Raw genomic sequence first — 18,532 nt, forward strand, 5'->3', positions numbered from 1 at the left:
ATCAATAGCCGCTGTCGGTAGTCAGCACGAAGTGACCCGGCTCGACCTCGTCATATTCGGACGGGGCCGGTTCGTAGTCCACGGGATGAATGGGCGACGGGATCGGTTTGAAGTTCAGATCCTTCTCGGCCTTGCGCTGGCGCGGGTCGGCGATGGGCACGGCCTTCATCAACGCTTGGGTATAGGGGTGTTGCGGGTTCTCGAACACGCGGGCACGCGGCCCCTTCTCTACAATACGGCCCAGATACATGACGCCCACATGATGGCTGACACGTTCGACCACGGCCATGTCATGGCTGATGAACAGGAAGGACAGGTCCATCTCGGCCTGCAACTCCATCATCAGGTTCAACACCTGCGCCTGCACGGACACATCCAGCGCCGACACCGCTTCGTCCGCGATGATCAGCTTGGGGTTCAACGCCAAAGCCCGGGCGATGGCCACGCGCTGGCGCTGCCCCCCCGACAATTCATGCGGATAACGGCGCATGAAACTGCGCGGCAGTTCCACCCGGTCAAACAGCATCTCGACGCGTTTCGTGCCCTCGGCCCCCTTGAACATGCCGAAATTGTGCATCGGTTCAGCCACTTGATCGGCCAACTGCATCTGCGGGTTCAGCGACGCAAACGGGTCCTGAAAGATCATTTGCATGTCGCGCCGCGCCTCGCGCAACTCTCGGTCGTTCAGCGCCATGATGTCGGTATCGCCCAGCATGATGTGACCGGCCTGAGGTTCAACCAGCCGCAGGATCGACCGCCCGGCCGAAGACTTGCCGCAGCCGCTCTCCCCCACAAGGCTCAGCGTCTGGCCCTTGTTGATGGTGAAAGACACATCTTCAACCGCATGCACGTTGGCAACCAAACGGCGGAAGAACCCGCCCTTTACTGGGAACCGCGTGGTCAGGCCCGTGACTTCCAGAAGCTTTTCCTCGGTGCCGGGGATCGGTTTGATCTCTCCCTGATTGTGGCCCAGCAGCTTCATCGGTTCGGGATATTGCTTGCCGCGCATCTCGCCCAGTTTGGGCACGGCGGCGAGCAGCGCCTTGGTGTAAGGGTGCTGCGGGTTCTCGAAAATGTCGGCCACGGGGCCTTCTTCAACCTTGTTGCCCCGGAACATGACCACAACGCGGTCCGCCATCTGGGCCACCACGGCCATGTCGTGGGTGATGAACATCACGGCAGTGCCGGTCTCACGCTTGAGGCGGTCCATCAGGGCAAGGATTTCCGCCTGAATGGTTACGTCCAATGCCGTTGTGGGCTCGTCCGCGATCAGCAAACGCGGCTCGCAGGCCAGCGCCATGGCGATGACCACGCGCTGGCGCATGCCACCGGACAACTCGTGCGGATACTGCTTCAAGCGGCGCTCTGGCTCAGGGATGCGCACCTGCCTCAGCAGTTCCAACGCCCGCTCCTCGGCCTTGCTTTTGCTCAGACCCTTGTGCAGGCGCAACCCTTCGGTCAACTGACGGCCTACGGTGAACACAGGGTTCAGGGCCGTCATCGGTTCCTGAAAGATCATCCCGATCTCGTTGCCGCGGATGGTGCGCATCAAATCCTGGTCCGTATTGGCCAGATCAACCGCGTCGGCATCCTTGCGATCAAAGATCAGACGCCCGCCGGCAATATGCCCCCCGCCAAATTCGACCAAACGCATGAGCGACAGCGAAGACACCGATTTTCCGGACCCGGATTCGCCCACCACACATACGGTTTCGCCCGGGTTCACCTCGAACGAGACGTCCTCAACGCCCAAGACCGGGCCGTCCTTGGTCTGGAATTCCACCCGTAGATTCTGGATGTTGGCGATGGGTTGCGTGTCTGTATGATCGAGCATTCGGGTCCCCGCGATTGAGCCTTTTTGGCTCAGGTTTTCCAAAGAGTGGGCGAAGGCACAGGCACTGTCAAATATTGACCTACGAAAATCATCATTGATGGCACGCAACGCTTGCAATTTCCCCAAAAGCTGTTTCGATATCGGGGTGCGCTTGGGGGGCCAAGAGTAAAAAACACGGATAAACCGTGGGTTATCGCGTACACGTATCGCTCCCTCAGGCTGGACTTGTGTCACATGACCTGTGACGCGCATTTGACGCGCAGGGCTAACCTGCGGTCCAACAAGGAGTATGATATGTCCCTGAAACCCCTTCTGATGGGTGCCGTGGCAGCAGCCGCGCTTGCGCCTGCCGCCTTTGCCGAGCGTGGCTCGGATGGCGAGCTGAAGATCATTTATTGGCAAGCGCCGTCGATCCTGAACCCGTATCTCTCGGGCGGCACCAAAGACATCGAATCCGCGTCGATGATCATCGAACCCCTTGCCCGCTATGACGAAACCGGCGCCCTGACCGCGTGGCTGGCCGAAGAAATCCCCACCGTCAGCAATGGCGGCGTAAGCGAGGATCTGACCACCATCACGTGGAAGATCAAGGAAGGCATCCAGTGGTCCGACGGCACACCCTTCACATCCGCTGACGTCAAGTTCACCGCAGATTACTGCATGCATCCCGAAGGTGGCTGTGCGCAGCTGGCATTCTTCGACGGCGTGGAAAACGTCGAGACGGTGGATGATCTGACGGTAAAAGTGACCTTCAACCAGCCCAAGCCAAACCCCTACGGACCGTTCGTGGGTGGCCAGTCGCCGATTATTCAAGCCGCGCAGTTCGCGGACTGCCTTGGTGCCAAAGCACCCGAATGTACGGAGGCGAACTTCAACCCCATCGGCACCGGTGGCTTCAAGGTTGAAGAATTCCGCCCCAATGACGTGATCACCATGGTCGCGAATGACAATTATCGCGACCCGGCCAAACCTGCTTTTGCACGCGTGACCTTCAAAGGCGGCGGAGATGCAACGGCTGCGGGCCGTGCCGTTCTGGAAACGGGCGAGTTTGACTACGCCTGGAACCTGCAGCTGGCACCCGATGTCATCTCGCGCATGGAAGAAGGCGGCAAGGGCGTTGCCGTGGCAGGCTTTGGCCCGCTCGTCGAACGCCTTGAGATGAACCTGACCAACCCGTCCCCGGACCTGCCGCCAGAGACGCGCGCAACCGTGGCCGAACCCCACCCGTTCCTGAGCGACATCAACGTACGCAAGGCCCTGTCGATGGCCATTGACCGTCCGCTTCTGGTGGAAGTGGGCTATGGTCAGGCGGGTAAAGTCACGTGTGACCTCGTGCCTGCACCTGCCATGTTCGCCTCCGGCGATCAGCACTGCGCCACGCAAGACATCGAAGGCGCCAAGGCGCTGCTGGACGAAGCCGGATGGGTTGACAGCAACGGCAACGGCACCCGCGACAAGGACGGTGTTGAACTCAGCATCCTCTACCAGACCTCGACCAACGCCGTCCGTCAGGACTTCCAGGCGCTGATCAAGCAGTGGTGGAGCGAGATCGGTGTTGAAACCGAACTGCGCAACCTTGATGCCTCCGTGTTCTTTGGCGGTGACCCCGGTTCGCCCGACACGTTCCAGAAGTTCTATGCCGACGTGGAAATGTACGCCAACACGTTCAACGGCACAGACCCCCAGCAGTATCTGGCTCAGTACCGCTGCGGAAACGAACCCAAGCCATCGTCGCAATGGCAGGGCGAGAACATCAACCGCTTCTGCGATCCCGAATACGATGCTCTGATCGATGAACTGGCCCGCACAGGCGAGATCGAAAAGCGCGCTGAAATCGCGATCAAGATGAACAACATGCTGACCAAAGACACCTTCACCATCGTGCCGCTTGTGCACCGTGGTCGCGTCTCTGCCCACTCCAATACGCTGGGCGGCGTGAAGCTGAACGTCTGGGACAGCGAAATCTGGAATACGGCCGACTGGTATCGGGTCGACTGATTTCCCTCGGGGTGGGCGTTCGCGCCTGCCCCACCTTCACGAACAACAAAAAGACCTCCGCAAAAGGACTGGCCCTTTATGCTGACCTTCACAATCCGCCGGTTGATCCTGTCGATCCCGACGCTTTTGTTCATCAGCCTTGTTATTTTCCTGCTGCTGCAACTCGCCCCCGGCGATCCGATGGCACAGGTCCCGCTGACGGTTCCCCCCGAAGTCAAAGAAAGGATGCGCGAAGCGCTTGGCCTCGGCCAGCCGCTGCACATCCAGTACTGGAAATGGATTGTCCAGTTTTTCTGGATCGAACCGCAGGTGCTGATGGACCACTGGTTCGGCACAACGTTTGCCGAGGGCAAGCAGCGCGTGATCTCTTGGCAGACCCGCAGCCCGGTCATGGACATCGTGGTGCAGCGCATTCCGCAAACGCTCTGGGTTGTCGGCCTGTCCTATGTGGTGGGCATCCTGATTGCCCTGCCCATCGGCATTTACTCCGCCTACAAGCAATATTCGGTCTTTGACCAGTCGGGCACGTTCATCACGATGATCGGCTTTTCGATCCCACCCTTCTTCACCGGCCCCCTGTTGATCGTGATCTTCTCGGTGCAGCTGGGGTGGCTGCCCTCGATCTATGACACCACCCACGTGGTCACGGACTGGGCCAGCTTCAAAGTACAGTTCATGCAGATGGTCATGCCTGTTATGGTCTTGGCCCTGCAAACCACGGCCCAGATCAGCCGCTACATGCGGTCGTCGATGCTCGACAATCTGGGTCAGGATTATGTGCGCACCGCGCGCGCCAAGGGTCTGCGCGAAGGCGTGGTGGTCATGCAGCACGTGCTCCGCAACTCCATGATCCCGGTGATCACCGTGATTGCATTGGGTGTGCCATCCATCTTTGGCGGCGCGATCATCACGGAAAACGTCTTCAAGGTGAACGGCATCGGGCAGCTTCTGCTCACGGCCCTCTTTGCCAACGACATCCCCATGGTGATGACGCTGACTTTCATATTCGCGATCCTGATCGTGTTCTTCAACCTGATTGCCGACGTGCTCTACGGCGTGCTCGACCCGAGGATCCGCTATGACTGATCAACCGATCCCAGCAGGCCCCGACATGGAGATCGAGGCCATCGCGGCCCTCCAGGACAAGGAACCGCCCAAAGAGCCCCACAGCCAGTGGAAGGACGTGTGGGACCAGTTTCGCCAGCACAAGGGCGCACTCTTTGGTGGCGGGTTTCTCATCTTCATCACGCTTGCCGTGATCCTCGGCCCCTACATCTGGCAGATCGATCCGCAGAAGCTGGACATCCGCAACAAGGACCTGCGCCCGATCTATGTGGCTCTTTGGGACGGCACCGCCCGTGTCGGTTGGGGCAATCCGCTGGGCACCGACAATCTGGGCCGCGATATCCTCGCCAACCTGATTGCCGGGGGCCGTGCGTCCATGGCAGTCGGCTGGGCGGCCATGGTGCTTGCGCTCCTGATCGGCACGTCCATCGGCGTGATCGCGGGTTATTTCAAAAAGGCGGATTTCTGGCTGATGCGCTTCACCGATCTGGTGCTGTCCCTGCCGATCCTGCCGCTGCTTCTGGTGGCCGTGACGCTCTTCCGCGAACCGCTCAGGGCCAATTTCGGACCCGAAGGCGGCATGTTCATCCTGATCGTGGGCGTCGTGGGGCTGACGTCGTGGATGCAGACCGCCCGCATCGTGCGCGGCGATATTCTGGCCCTGAAGGAACGCGAGTTCATCCTCGCCGCCCGGTCCATCGGCACAACCTCGGGCAAGATCATACGGCGGCACCTTTTGCCCAACGTGGTCTCGCCCATCATGGTGTCTGCAACACTGGGCCTTGCCACTGCAATCATCACCGAAAGCGCACTGTCTTTCCTCGGTGTGGGCTTCCCCTCCGACTTCCCCACATGGGGCAAGTTGCTGGCAGATGCCGTACAACGGATGGAGCAATACCCCGAACGCGTGGTGCTGCCGGGCATCCTGATCTCACTGACGGTGCTGGGTGTGAACTACCTTGGCGACGGGCTGCGCGACGCGCTCGATCCGCGCATTCGCGGCCGCTAGGATCAAAACGGGCCAAGAAAATTCGTACGAATTTTCTTGGCCTCAGCGCTACTTTTCGACTTTCTTGCGCAGGCGGCGGATCATCCACCACACCAGCAAGACAACGGGGGCGGTGACCAACGCCGTCAGCAGGTTCTTGGACATGCCCGTTGGCTCCTCCAGCGGGTAGAGAAGATATCCCGCCAGCGACACCGCGTAGTAGCTGATCGCCACCACGGACAATCCCTCAACCGTCCGCTGCAAGCGCAACTGCAGGTCAGACCGCTTGTCCATGCTCTCCAGCAGCGCCTGGTTCTGCGCCGACCGTTCCACATCCACCCGCGTCCGCAGCAGGTTCGCCGCCCGAACGCCACGCGCAGACATCGCCGCCAACCGCCCTTCCGCGGACCGCACCGTCCGCATCGCGGGCTGATAGCGCCGCATCATGAACTCGGCAAAGGTCTGACGCCCCTCGTACCGATCCTCACGCAGCGCCTCGATCCGCTCATTCACAATGGCCTCGTAGGCCCACGTGGCACCGAACCGGAACGATGATTGCGCCGCCAACGTCTCCAACTCAGCCGAGATGGCCAGAAGCGCCTGCAGCGTCTCCTCGGCCTCGGACCGCTCGCCCGACATCGTCTCGACCAACTCGATCAACCGCGTGTCCAGCGCCGTCAATTGCGCGCCCATGGCCCGCACACGGGCAAAGCCCAGCATGGACATGGACTTGTAAGTCTCGATCTCGCACAGCCGCTGTACGATCCGCCCCACGCGGCGTTGCCCCGTCCCGTCAGAGGCAAAGACGGCAAAGCGCATATGCCCGTTCTGATCGACACGGAAGTCGCCGCCAATCACGGCGGCATCTTCCAGCACGGAACTCACGGCAAGGCTTTCCGGCACGAACCACTCATGCAGGCAGGTGCGGATACCCTCTTCGTCCCGGCGCGGCTCAACACGCACCAGAATGGACGTCACGCGTTGCCCGGGGGCTGCCTCCAGCCACTCCTGCGGAAACGGATCAAAGGCGCGCGGATCAAAGGGGCGGTCCTCCACCCCTTCGGAAAAGATGGTGTAGGTCACAAACTCAGTGTGCTGTTCCCATTTCAGCCAGTGCTTGCCGATCTGCCCATAATAATGCGTGGCACCGGGCTGCGGATGCGGCGCACCATGACGATCCAACAGCGCCTGCAAGTGTGCAAGGTCCACCCCCCGGTCCCGGTTCGCCGCCATCTCGGGCTGCTTGAACGCCACATAGGCCGCCGCACAGGGCGCGCGCATCGACGGAAAGGGGCGCGCGTGCAGCTCATTCGCCAATTGATAGCGCAGCGGGTGATCTTCAATGGGGGCCATGATTGCTCCGAAGGGTCTTTGAGGCACACATAACCTGCGCCAGATCAATTTCAAAGGAAAATATGCTTACGTTTCAGCAACTTAACTGAATGCAATTGTATACCAACAGGCAAAACGGCGCCCAAAACACGCAAAAGGCGGACCAGATGGCCCGCCTTTCCATTACATCATAACACCGACCCGGATCAGTCGATCATCGGCAACAGCTTGTCGATGGACGCTTTCGCGTCGCCATAGAACATGCGCGTGTTGTCCTTGAAGAACAGCGGGTTCTCAATCCCGGAATAACCGGTGCCCTGCCCGCGCTTGGATACAAACACCTGCTTGGCCTTCCAGCATTCCAGAACGGGCATCCCGGCGATGGGCGAGTTCGGATCGTCCTGTGCGGCAGGGTTCACGATGTCATTGGACCCGATGACAATGGCCACATCCGTGTCCGGGAAATCATCGTTGATCTCGTCCATCTCCATCACGATGTCATAGGGCACCTTGGCCTCGGCCAGCAGCACGTTCATGTGCCCGGGCAGACGGCCCGCAACCGGGTGGATCGCAAAGCGCACCTCTTTGCCAGCCGCGCGCAGCTTGCGGGTCAGCTCGGCGACACCCTGCTGGGCCTGCGCCACGGCCATACCGTAACCGGGGATGATGATGACGCTGTCGGCCTCGTTCAGGGCCTGCGCTACGCCGTCGGCCTCGATGGCGATCTGCTCGCCTTCCACGGCCATCTGCTCGCCCGCAGGGCCGCCAAAGCCGCCCAGGATCACGCTGACAAAGGACCGGTTCATCGCCTTGCACATGATGTAGGACAGGATCGCACCGGAGGAGCCAACAAGCGCACCGACAACGATCAACAGGTCATTGCCAAGGCTGAAGCCGATGGCTGCCGCCGCCCAGCCGGAATAGCTGTTCAGCATCGACACCACGACGGGCATGTCCGCCCCGCCAATGCCCATGATCAGGTGCCAGCCGATGAACAGGGCCAGCACCGTCAGCAGGATCAGCGACAGCAGGCTGCCAGTGCTGAAATAGATGATGGCGAGGATCAACGACGCACCCGCCGCAGACGCGTTCAGGATGTGCCCGCCAGGCAACTTGGTGGCCGAGCTATCAACCTTGCCCGACAGCTTGCCCCACGCCACGTAAGACCCGGTGAAGGTCACGGCACCAATCCAGATGCCCAGCACCAGTTCGATCTGCAGAATGGTGATCTCGACAGATGTCTTTTTGGCAATCAATTGTCCAAAGGCCGACAGCGGCTCTGTCACCGCCTTGTCCAGCACCTGCACCCATTGGCCGTCCACAAGAACACCGCCCAGAACGGCCCCGTTCTCGGCCAGATGACCATCCACATACCCAATCATGATATGCGCGTTAAAGCCGATGAACACTGCGGCCAGACCTACAAGCGCGTGCATGCCGGCCACAAGCTCCGGCATCTGGGTCATCTCGACCTTGGTCGCCAGTTGGTAGCCAACGGCAGCACCGCCCGCGATCAACACCAGCGACAACAGCCACAGGCCATGTCCCGGCCCAATCAGCGTCGCCACGACAGCGATAAACATGCCCACGATGCCGTACCATACGGCCCGCTTGGCGCTTTCCTGACCGGACAAACCGCCCAAGGAAAGAATGAAAAGAACAGCCGCGACAACATAGGCGGCAGTGGTAAATCCGAGTTCCATAAGTCCTGCCCCTGCTTACGATTTCTGGAACATGGCGAGCATGCGCCGTGTCACGAGAAAACCGCCAAATATGTTGATCGACGCCATGAAGACCCCGAAGATCGACAGGAACGTGATGATCCCCGATGTCGATCCGATCTGGATCAGCGCCCCAAGGATCACGATGGACGAGATCGCGTTGGTCACGGCCATCAGCGGCGTGTGCAGGCTGTGCGCCACACCCCAGATCACCTGGAAGCCAATAAAGACTGACAGCACAAACACGATGAAATGCTGCATGAAGCTCGCGGGCGTATAAAGCCCCGCCAGCAGGATCAGAGCGCCACCAATGGCCAAGAGCGTGACCTGGTTCTTGGTCTGCGCCTTGAATGCTGCGGTTTCTGCTGCGCGCTTTTCTTCCGGCGTCAGCTCTTTCGCGGCCTCTTTTTTCGGCGCTGCCGCAATGGCAGCCACCTTGGGCGGTGGCGGTGGGAATGTGACCTCCTGCGCGTGCGCGATGGTGGCACCACGGATCACGTCATCTTCCATGTCATGGTTGATGACACCGTCTTTTTCCGGCGTCAGGTCCGTCATCAGGTGACGGATGTTGGTGGCATAGAGGCTCGACGATTGCGTCGCCATCCGGCTGGGGAAGTCGGTGTAGCCGATGATGGTCACGCCATTGTCGGTCACGATCTTCTCGTCTGCCACGGTCAGCTTGCAGTTACCGCCCTTTTCCGCCGCTAGGTCCACGATGACAGACCCCGGTTTCATGGACTTCACCATGTCCTCGGTCCAAAGCTCAGGCGCTTCGCGGTTGGGGATCAGGGCCGTGGTGATGACGATATCAACCTCAGGGGCCAGTTCCCGGAACTTGGCAAGCTGGGCTTCGCGGAACTCAGGCGACGAGACGGAAGCGTATCCACCCGACGACGACCCGTCCTGCTGCTCTTCCTCAAAGTCGAGGTAGACGAACTCGGCCCCCATCGACTCGACCTGCTCCGCCACTTCGGGGCGCACGTCAAAAGCGTATGTGATGGCGCCAAGGCTGGTCGATGTCCCAATGGCAGCCAAACCGGCCACACCGGCCCCCACAACCAGCACCTTCGCCGGGGGCACCTTACCGGCGGCAGTGATCTGCCCGGTAAAGAAGCGTCCAAAATTGTTGCCCGCTTCGATGACAGCGCGGTAGCCCGCAATATTCGCCATGGAAGACAGTGCATCCATCTTCTGCGCACGGCTGATACGCGGGATCATCTCCATTGCGACGACGGTGGCACCCTTCTTGGCGGCGCTTTCCATCTTCTTCTCGTCAGCCACAGGGCTGAAGAACGAAATCAACGTCTGGCCTTCGCGCAGACGCTTCATCTCGGTCGCGTCAGGGGCGCGCACCTTGGCGACCACATCAGCGGCCTTCCACAGGGCCGCAGCCGTCTTGACCACCTCGACACCGGCTGCCTTGTAATCTGCGTCGGCAAAGCCCGCTTCGGCCCCCGCGCCCGTCTCGACCACACATTCGTGGCCCAGCTTTTGCAACGCCGCAGCGCTGTCCGGGGTCATCGCAACGCGGCGTTCCCCTTCGAAAATCTCTTTTGGTGTTCCGATCTTCATTCGAAGAACCCCCATCCGTTCGTGGCAGTCAATGTCAGGCGTAACCCAAAGGGTATGTGGCGCAGCGCCATGGCGTGTCCACTACCCAACCCCCGCACGAGATACAAGCAGCGCCCCTGCGTCATCCGCGAAACATGTGCAAAAATTTAGACCCACCTGCGCACTTTTTGTTCGTAACGGGCAAACTCGGCCCGGAACACGCGGCGCATACGGTCCTCTTCGGGGATGATGAACTGCCGTTCGATCCACCAGACAAAGAGGGGTACCAGCACCAGGGACGGCACCGCGTCAAAGCGCAGGATCAATCCGGCCAGCACCAGCGCATCGCCCAGATAGATCGGGTTCCGGGTGCGGGCAAAGACCCCGTCGGTGATCAGCTTTTCGGGCGTCTGATGCGGGATCACGGTGGTCTTGTGCCGGCGGAACGCCACCAAAGCGGCCAGCATCAGCAACACCCCAGCCCCGATCATCAACCCGGCCATCATATGCGTCACGGGATGATCCACACTCATCCCCAATGGCATGTACCGGCCCTGGCACCACGCCAGAAAGATACAAAACACAAGCCAAACCGGCGGAATGTGCAGATAGTTGGTCATGGTGATCGCGCGTTTGTGAATCCACTCACTTGAAGGGGTCATAGGCGGCTCTGTCAACGCCCCAACGCCCTGTCGCGACCAAACGCGCATCTGGGCTGCGCATTTTGATTGATCCTTTGGCACGTCCGGCTCAGTCTGGCGGCATCCCTTTCGCGACAAGGACACGCGCCATGGCCCCCGACACCTCTCTTTCCGGAAAACACGCCCTCGTCACCGGGGGCGGCACAGGCATCGGCCTTGCCATCGCGCAGGCCCTTGCGGCGCGCGGCGCTCAGGTCACAATCACAGGGCGCAGGCAAGAGGTGCTGGACGAGGTTGCAGGCAACGGCCTCTTTGGTGCGGCCATGGATGTGCGGGACGAAAGCGCCATCGAAACGGTCGTGGCGCAGGCGGTCGAGGCACGCGGACCGATACAGATCTGCGTACCCAACGCAGGCATCGCCGAAGGGCGAGCCGTGCACAAAACGGACATGGCGTTCTGGCGCAACATGATGGCCACAAATCTCGATGGAGCGTTTCTGACGATCCGGGCCTGCCTTCCAAGCATGCGACAGACTGATTGGGGCCGGGTGATCGCGGTGTCATCCATCGCGGGCTTGCGCGGGTTGCCGGGGGCGGCGGCCTATGCGGCTTCCAAACATGGGCTGATCGGGCTGATACGGTCGCTCAGCGAGGATTACATGGGCCAACCCTACACGTTCAACGCGCTCTGCCCCGGATACGTGGACACGCCCATCGTGGACCGAAATCAACAGGCCATCGCCGAACGCACCGGCATGAGCGGCGACGAAGCGCGACAGGTTATGATCAACGCAAACCGGCACAAACGGCTGTTGGAGGTGGATGAAGTGGCAGCCGCCGCCCTCTGGCTCACGGGTCCCGGATCGCAAAGCATCAACGGCCAATGCATCCAGATTTCCGGCGGTCAGACAGTGTAAGGCGGATCACGATCCGCCGCTGGCGGAGGACACCTCCGCCTTACACGTACATCACCGCGCCGAAGATGGGTCGCTGGGCGGCGCACAGCGCCACCTTACCCCGCAACACCTTCGTAAGGCGCACGTGTCGTGTGCCCCGACAACGGAAGATAAGCGCCCCCAACTGGGCCTCCTGGCGCGTACTGCCCACGCGCAATCGCCCGGTGCACCGATGAATGAGGCCAATCCTCAGGCCTGTTCACCCAGCCCGCCTGCACGGGGGCGCTAAAGATCATGTGGCGATGCGCCTCCAGATCATCGGTATCCCGAATGGCATGTTCCCAGAACCGCCGCTGCCACAATCCCTTCTCTCCGGGCCGCAGACGCAAAGCGCCAGTATCTTCAGGCCCCGCCACACTGCGCGAGAACAGGCTTTTCAGCATCCGCCAACGCACTGAGAAATCCGCGTCCCCCTCCGGCAACCGCCACAACGTATGGATGACATCGCCCAGAACAACGATCTCCGAAATCTCGAACGGGTAGCGTTCCTTCGTCTTGCGCACCGCATGGCGCAGCGGGTCAATCTCGCGCAGGAACAGGTCCGTGCCGCGATGGGCCGCGCGGGCGGTGAAGAAATACGATGAACCGGGGCGATCAGAGCGGACATAACGAGGCATACGCCATCCTGCCCGCAATCTGGTTAATGCAGGCTTAAGCCGAGCGCAGGACCGGGTGGGCAATGCCCCCGCGCGCCCAATCGCGGCACGCGGCCCCAAACGCCTCGAACAATGGGCGCGACACGGAATCACAGCGCGCATTCCACTCAGGATGCCACTGCACCGACAGCGTGAATCCGGGCGCACCATCGATATAAAGCGCCTCTGCCGTCCCGTCGGGCGCATGCCCGTCCACAACGATACGCGGTCCCGGGTGCTTTATCCCCTGCCCGTGCAAGGTGTTGGTCGGCACCGATTGACGCCCCATCAACTGATGAAACACGCCCCCTTCGGAAAAGGTCACGTCGTGCCGCAGGGCAAATTTCTCTTCCAGCGTGCCATCGGGGGGCATGCGGTGATTGTCGCGTCCCGGCAAATCGCGGATCTCGGGATAGAGCGAGCCACCCATGGCCACATTCACCTCCTGAAACCCACGGCAAATGCCCAGAATGGGCTGACCACGTTCCACGCAGGCGCGGATCAAGGGCAAGGTCAGGCCATCGCGGTTGCGATCGAAGGCGCCATGCGCCTCGGTCGGGTCTTCGCCATATTCTTCCGGATGCACATTGGCGCGCCCACCGGTAAAGACAAAGCCCGCACAATGCTCGAGCAGGTCCGAAATTCGAACCTTGTCCGGCTCGGCAGGGATCATCATGGGCAAACCTTCGGCCACATCCGCCACAGCAGAGATGTTGATCAGACCAGCCGCCTGCACCTCATATTCATCATTGATGACATGGTGGTTCGAAATGATGCCGATAATGGGTCGGGCCATGGGGTCCTCTGCACTGGTCAGGTTTCAAACCTTATATGCGGCGCACCCGCCCCCTGAACAGAGCAGCGGGCGCGCAAGGACCTGTGCAAAAAGCCGCAGGTGCGGCAAATGCCTAAATTTCAGCCGCCAGCGACGCGGCCTCGATCCCCGCAACCGCGGCAGCGGCATCATTGTCGGACGTATCGCCCGTGATACCCACCGCACCAACGACGTCACCCTTGGTATTGCGCACCAAAACGCCACCGGGCACAGGCACAACCTGCCCGCCAAAAACGCCATTCACCGCCGTCATGAAATACGCCTGCTGTTCGGCCCGCGCCATCTGCGCTGTCCCCGCCAGACCCAGCATGACCGCGCCATACGCCTTGCCCTGCGCAATCGCGAACCGACCGGGGGCCGCCCCGTCCTCACGCTCACAGGCCTGCACATGCCCCCCGGCATCCAACACCACAACGGTCAGAGGTTTCAACTCCATCTCCCGTCCCTTCTCCAACGCCTTGCGGATGATGGTCCGTGCCTTGCGCAATGAAATCGCCATGTCTCTTCTCCTCAAATCGGGCACATGCGGCCCATCTTCTTCCGGCTGAAAATATCCTCGGGGGTCTGGGGGCAGACAGCCCCCAGCGCTCTGGGTATATGTCTCAGGCCGCCTTGAACTCCAACCGGCGCGCATGCAGCACAGGCTCGGTATAGCCCGACGGTTGCACACGCCCCTTCAGCACCAGATCGCAAGCAGCCTGAAAGGCGACCCCGTCAAAGCCCGGTGCCATGGGAATATAGTCCGCATCGCCCGCATTCTGCCGATCCACCACCTCCGCCATCTTCTTCATCGCGGCCATCACCTGATCCTCGCTCACCACCCCGTGGTGCAACCAGTTCGCCATGGCCTGCGCGGAAATCCGGCAGGTCGCACGGTCCTCCATCAGACCCACATCATTGATATCGGGCACCTTGGAACAACCCACACCGGCATCCACCCAGCGCACGACATAGCCAAGGATCCCTTGCGCATTGTTCTCCATCTCGCGCGCTATTTCTTCGGAGGAGAAATTGCGCCCCACGGCCACAGGAATGGTCAGCAGGTCTTCAAGCGTGCCGCGCGGCCCGCCGGCTTTCAGCGCATCCTGCCGCGCCATCACGTCGACCTTGTGGTAATGCGTGGCGTGCAGGGTCGCAGCCGTTGGCGATGGCACCCAGGCACAAGTGGCCCCAGCCTGCGGATGCCCGATCTTGGCCTCCAGCATCTCGGCCATCCTGTCTGGCATCGCCCACATCCCCTTGCCGATCTGCGCGCGGCCTTTCAGCCCACAGGCCAGACCAATATCCACATTCCGATCCTCATAAGCGGCAATCCACGCCGCCCCCTTCATCTCACCCTTGGGGATCATCGGCCCCGCCTCCATGGAGGTATGGATCTCGTCGCCGGTCCGATCCAGGAACCCAGTGTTGATAAAGGCCACGCGCGACTTCGCCGCCCGAATACACTCCTTGAGGTTCGCTGACGTCCGCCGCTCTTCATCCATGATGCCCAGCTTCACGGTGTTGGCAGGCAATCCAAGCACCTTCTCGACCCGGCTGAAAATCTCGTCCGAAAACGCAACCTCCTCCGGACCATGCATCTTCGGCTTCACCACATAAACGGACCCACAGACGGAATTGCGCAAACCATCACTTTTCTGCAAATCATGCATCGCAATCAGCGTGGTGATCATGGCATCCATCAGCCCCTCACCCACCTCGTTGCCGTCCCGGTCGTGAATGGCCGGGTTGGTCATCAGATGACCCACATTGCGGACCAGCATCAGGCTGCGGCCCTTTTGCACCACAGGCGCACCATCCGGGCCCACATAGCTGCGATCGCCCGCCATACGCCGGGTCACAACCTTGCCGCCTTTCTCAAAGCTCTCCTCCAGATCGCCCTTCATCAGGCCCAGCCAGTTGCCATAGGCCAGCACCTTGTCCTCGGCATCCACAGCCGCCACGCTGTCCTCGCAATCCATGATGGTCGACAGGGCGGATTCCAAATTCACGGCCGCAATGCCCGCCGGATCATCCGCGCCAATCACGTCATTGCGGTTCACCACGACTTCCACAGCAAGATGGTTGTTGCGGAAGAGATAGGTCTGCACCTCTTCATCCCCGCCATGGCCCAGATATTGCGCAGGATCCGCCAGTGACAACGCCCCCAAATCCAGCGCATCGCCGCTGAGGCCCAAGGTCGTCACATCCGCCCACGTGCCGCCGTTCAAAGGCACCGCCTCATCCAGAAACGCCTTCGCCCATGCAATCACCCGCGCGCCACGGGCCGCGTCGTACCCCTTGCCGGAGGGCAAATCACCCAAAGCATCCGTGCCATAAAGCGCATCATACAGGTTCCCCCACCGCGCATTGGCGGCATTCAACGCAAAGCGCGCATTCATGATGGGCACCACCAATTGCGCACCGGGGGTCGAGGCAATCTCGGGGTCCACATTGGCCGTCTCGATCTCGAAATCCGGACCCTCGGGCACGAGATAGCCGATCTCTTCCAGAAACGCGCGGTAGGCCTCGGCATCATGCTCACCCGAACGATGCTCGATATGCCACGCGTCAATCTTGGCCTGAATATCCGCGCGCTTGGACAGCAAATCGCGGTTCTTCGGCCCCAAATCATGGACCAGCGCCGAAAAACCCGCCCAAAAATCAGCCGACGCCACCCCAGTGCCGGGCAAGGCATGTGTCTCGATAAAATGCGCAAGGCTGTCGGCCACCTGCAAATCGCTGCGGTCCACATAAGCTGTCATAAGATGCTCTCCGGGTCTTCAATTGCTGTTCCGCGCAAGGCTTAGAGAAAAAGTTTCCTATCGTAAACATCATTGGTCAAAAAATATTACCAACCCACGTCACGAACCGGAAAGACCCCATTCCAAGCAAGACCGCTCAGGCTTGGTCAACAAGTCAGACATCCGTTGGTCATACGCGTCCAACGCAGGCGCATCCAACTGCCCCTCCCATTTGCCCGACGTGCCACTGTCAAAGAAATCGGCATCATCACGCCAAAACCCTTGTCGCGCCGCCACCGCAAACCGGCCCGCATTTTTCTTCATCGACGAAAACCGCGCGGCCTCTGCCACGGCATCCAGCACGTCAGGTGCCACCCCAACACCGATATGTGCAGCAATCCGGGCAACCGCCCCGCGCACATCGCGGCGCATATCTGCGTAATGCAGACGCAACACGTTCTCCGCTGGCTCCAACGCCAAAGCAGACCGGTAGTGATCAAGGATGGACGACAGGCTCGCCCCGTCGATATGCGCCCCATCCAGAAAGATGCGAACACTCTCGCTCACATCCGCAGGGAAAATGTCCTGAAGCACCTCCTGGGTCATGTGGGACACATGGGCCCGAAACGAAAAATGCACGTCCAGCGGATGCCGGTACACACAGATGTACCGCAGGTCCGGCCAGACGGGGATGCCATCGAACGGAGTATGCGTCTTTACCTGTCGCACGCCGTGTTGCGCGTCCAACGCGGCCTCCAACTCTGCCCAATCGGGGCGGGCCACATCCAACCACGGCGCGCGGGTGCTGATCTGCGCATCAACACCCGGATCACCGGCCAACAGCATCGCAACAATGCCCTGGGTCCACGTGGTGCCCGATTTCGGCGGCGCACAGACCACAACATCGCCCACACGCGGGCGAAACAGCGCCCAGCGCTCAGGCGCTGCAATCTTGCCGTGATAGGTGCGGGACGGTGGGCGCGGTGCGTTGATCATGGGCACAGAATGCCAAGCCGCGCGCGCGATTGTAAGGCGCAGGTGTCCTGCGCCCATGCCTTGCCGTATGTGAGGCGTGTGAGGCGCGGCACCATGTCGGTCCCACGCCTCAACACTGCGCCGCTAAGCGCCCGGCATCGCCATCTTGCGGCTCACATGCCCCGACGGCTCATGCAGTGCATCCGCCACCATGACAAAGCCGTAGCGCTCATAAAATGCACGCCCAATGGCATTGTCCCGGAACACTTCGACCGTCAGCGGCCCCTTCAGCGCAAAGGCGTGATCGACCAAGGCCCTGCCAAACCCGCGTCCATGCCACGCGGGATCAAGGAACAGCCCCCCGATGTCAGTGGCGACAAGCGCGACAAAGCCGATCACGGCGCCACGCACCGCCAGCACGTAGGTCTCGGCATTGGGCAGGTAGATGTCGCGCATCGCCTTGTGCACATCTGCAACGAAGTCCGCTGACAGGAACGGATGCGCAAGCGCATTCGCCCTTTGCCAGACCGCAATCACATCTTCGGTGTCGTCCGCACGATAGGGCCGGATGGAAAAACTGGGGTCGACCATTGTTCTCCCCCCTCCTATCGCTGGTTCAGTTGCGCGCGCACAGCGGCAACGCCCGCACGCGTGACGCGGTAGGGCCGACCATTCTGTGACCGAATAAAGCGGCGCTTTTTCAGACGCGTAAACACCGACAGCGTGCAGTCCGTCAGGACGTGCCCGTTGCGTGTATAGCAGGTGATATCGCGTATTTTGCCGTTCTCTTGGCGCTCGTGGTGGATGGCTCCACCAAGGGCAAGTTCGTGCAAAACACGCTGTTCGTGTTTTGAGATATTCAACGGAGTGTCTCGATTTCATCAGAGAATAACGACAGAGCCACTCAGCATCACGCGTGAGTGGTCTTGAGGTTACTGGCATTCCCGACTGTCAGTGACGGTCAGGAACGGACGCTTGTCCGGGTCTCTTGCATAAAATCTCCATGGCGCGTGGGCATCTGCCCCGTGCTGCGCGATATCTAGACAGCGGGTCGCCGCATCGCAAGGGGCGCGTTTCGTGGGCCGCGCACCCGTTGCACAGATGCCGCGATGCACTGGTCCCTGTCGGGCGGGCAGCCAACCGCCCCGCTTCGGTCAGCAGCATGTGCCGGCGCTGGTTAAAATACAGGTAATGCAGCGCCCGTTGGGTCAACCCGTTGATCCTCCGTGCCTTCTGCAAATCAGTGAATATTCAGTAACTTGACCGAAAGCGTTGTCC

The 18,532-nt window shown here is 60.8% G+C and carries 16 protein-coding genes; 4 read left to right on the top strand and 12 right to left on the bottom strand.

Annotation, left to right across the window (positions count from 1 at the left end):
• Nucleotide 1: 1 nt before the first annotated feature.
• Nucleotides 2-1,834: an ABC transporter ATP-binding protein gene (locus tag Q1A32_RS13510; RefSeq protein WP_299654049.1), complete on the bottom strand. Its 1,833-nt coding sequence runs from the start codon at nucleotides 1,832-1,834 to the stop codon at nucleotides 2-4.
• A gap of 294 nt (nucleotides 1,835-2,128) precedes the next feature.
• On the opposite strand from Q1A32_RS13510, the gene Q1A32_RS13515 reads away from it, so the two are divergent.
• The 3 genes from Q1A32_RS13515 to Q1A32_RS13525 all read left to right on the top strand — a co-directional run bounded on the left by Q1A32_RS13515 (nucleotide 2,129) and on the right by Q1A32_RS13525 (nucleotide 5,906).
• On the top strand, nucleotides 2,129-3,832 hold the full coding sequence (locus Q1A32_RS13515) for a peptide ABC transporter substrate-binding protein (protein WP_299654052.1): 1,704 nt from the start codon (nucleotides 2,129-2,131) through the stop codon (nucleotides 3,830-3,832).
• 78 nt (nucleotides 3,833-3,910) lie between these two features.
• Entirely contained in the window at nucleotides 3,911-4,918 is a 1,008-nt protein-coding gene (locus tag Q1A32_RS13520) for an ABC transporter permease (RefSeq protein WP_299612064.1), read from the top strand.
• Nucleotides 4,911-5,906: an ABC transporter permease gene (locus Q1A32_RS13525; protein ID WP_299654055.1), complete on the top strand. Its 996-nt coding sequence runs from the start codon at nucleotides 4,911-4,913 to the stop codon at nucleotides 5,904-5,906. The genes Q1A32_RS13520 and Q1A32_RS13525 overlap by 8 nt, the downstream gene beginning before the upstream one ends.
• A gap of 48 nt (nucleotides 5,907-5,954) precedes the next feature.
• Here the strand turns inward: Q1A32_RS13525 and Q1A32_RS13530 are convergent, their stop codons facing one another.
• The 4 genes from Q1A32_RS13530 to Q1A32_RS13545 form a co-directional block, all read right to left on the bottom strand.
• A complete protein-coding gene (locus Q1A32_RS13530; protein WP_299654058.1) occupies nucleotides 5,955-7,238 on the bottom strand; it encodes a DUF3422 family protein in 1,284 nt (427 codons plus the stop codon).
• Between the two features lie 185 nt (nucleotides 7,239-7,423).
• Entirely contained in the window at nucleotides 7,424-8,920 is a 1,497-nt protein-coding gene (locus Q1A32_RS13535) for an NAD(P)(+) transhydrogenase (Re/Si-specific) subunit beta (RefSeq protein WP_299654061.1), read from the bottom strand.
• A 15-nt stretch (nucleotides 8,921-8,935) separates the two neighbouring features.
• Entirely contained in the window at nucleotides 8,936-10,510 is a 1,575-nt protein-coding gene (locus tag Q1A32_RS13540) for a Re/Si-specific NAD(P)(+) transhydrogenase subunit alpha (RefSeq protein WP_299654064.1), read from the bottom strand.
• A 146-nt stretch (nucleotides 10,511-10,656) separates the two neighbouring features.
• Nucleotides 10,657-11,151, bottom strand: coding sequence for an isoprenylcysteine carboxylmethyltransferase family protein (locus Q1A32_RS13545; protein ID WP_299654067.1), 495 nt, complete (start codon nucleotides 11,149-11,151; stop codon nucleotides 10,657-10,659).
• Nucleotides 11,152-11,279: 128 nt separating this feature from the next.
• On the opposite strand from Q1A32_RS13545, the gene Q1A32_RS13550 reads away from it, so the two are divergent.
• Nucleotides 11,280-12,047 carry an SDR family NAD(P)-dependent oxidoreductase gene (locus Q1A32_RS13550; protein ID WP_299654070.1) on the top strand — a complete coding sequence of 256 codons (768 nt, stop codon included), beginning with the start codon at nucleotides 11,280-11,282 and terminating at the stop codon, nucleotides 12,045-12,047.
• A 95-nt stretch (nucleotides 12,048-12,142) separates the two neighbouring features.
• Here the strand turns inward: Q1A32_RS13550 and Q1A32_RS13555 are convergent, their stop codons facing one another.
• From Q1A32_RS13555 to Q1A32_RS13585, 7 genes are all read right to left on the bottom strand, one after another.
• Nucleotides 12,143-12,703: a transposase gene (locus Q1A32_RS13555; protein WP_299654073.1), complete on the bottom strand. Its 561-nt coding sequence runs from the start codon at nucleotides 12,701-12,703 to the stop codon at nucleotides 12,143-12,145.
• Between the two features lie 34 nt (nucleotides 12,704-12,737).
• The gene (locus Q1A32_RS13560; RefSeq protein WP_299654076.1) at nucleotides 12,738-13,517 is read right to left on the bottom strand and encodes a gamma-glutamyl-gamma-aminobutyrate hydrolase family protein; all 780 of its coding nucleotides are present in this window, start codon (nucleotides 13,515-13,517) and stop codon (nucleotides 12,738-12,740) included.
• Between the two features lie 112 nt (nucleotides 13,518-13,629).
• Nucleotides 13,630-14,055: a heme-binding protein gene (locus tag Q1A32_RS13565; protein ID WP_299612049.1), complete on the bottom strand. Its 426-nt coding sequence runs from the start codon at nucleotides 14,053-14,055 to the stop codon at nucleotides 13,630-13,632.
• Nucleotides 14,056-14,158: 103 nt separating this feature from the next.
• Nucleotides 14,159-16,300, bottom strand: a complete 2,142-nt coding sequence (locus Q1A32_RS13570) for a malate synthase G (protein ID WP_299654079.1) — start codon at nucleotides 16,298-16,300, stop codon at nucleotides 14,159-14,161.
• Between the two features lie 99 nt (nucleotides 16,301-16,399).
• Nucleotides 16,400-17,275 (bottom strand): sulfotransferase domain-containing protein, encoded by an 876-nt coding sequence (locus Q1A32_RS13575; protein ID WP_299654082.1) that lies wholly within the window; start codon nucleotides 17,273-17,275, stop codon nucleotides 16,400-16,402.
• 123 nt (nucleotides 17,276-17,398) lie between these two features.
• A complete protein-coding gene (locus Q1A32_RS13580; RefSeq protein WP_299654086.1) occupies nucleotides 17,399-17,845 on the bottom strand; it encodes a GNAT family N-acetyltransferase in 447 nt (148 codons plus the stop codon).
• A gap of 14 nt (nucleotides 17,846-17,859) precedes the next feature.
• Entirely contained in the window at nucleotides 17,860-18,117 is a 258-nt protein-coding gene (locus Q1A32_RS13585; protein ID WP_299612042.1) for a YjhX family toxin, read from the bottom strand.
• Nucleotides 18,118-18,532: the final 415 nt, after the last annotated feature.

The organism is uncultured Tateyamaria sp. (genome assembly GCF_947503415.1).
In the GTDB taxonomy this organism is placed as follows: domain Bacteria; phylum Pseudomonadota; class Alphaproteobacteria; order Rhodobacterales; family Rhodobacteraceae; genus Tateyamaria.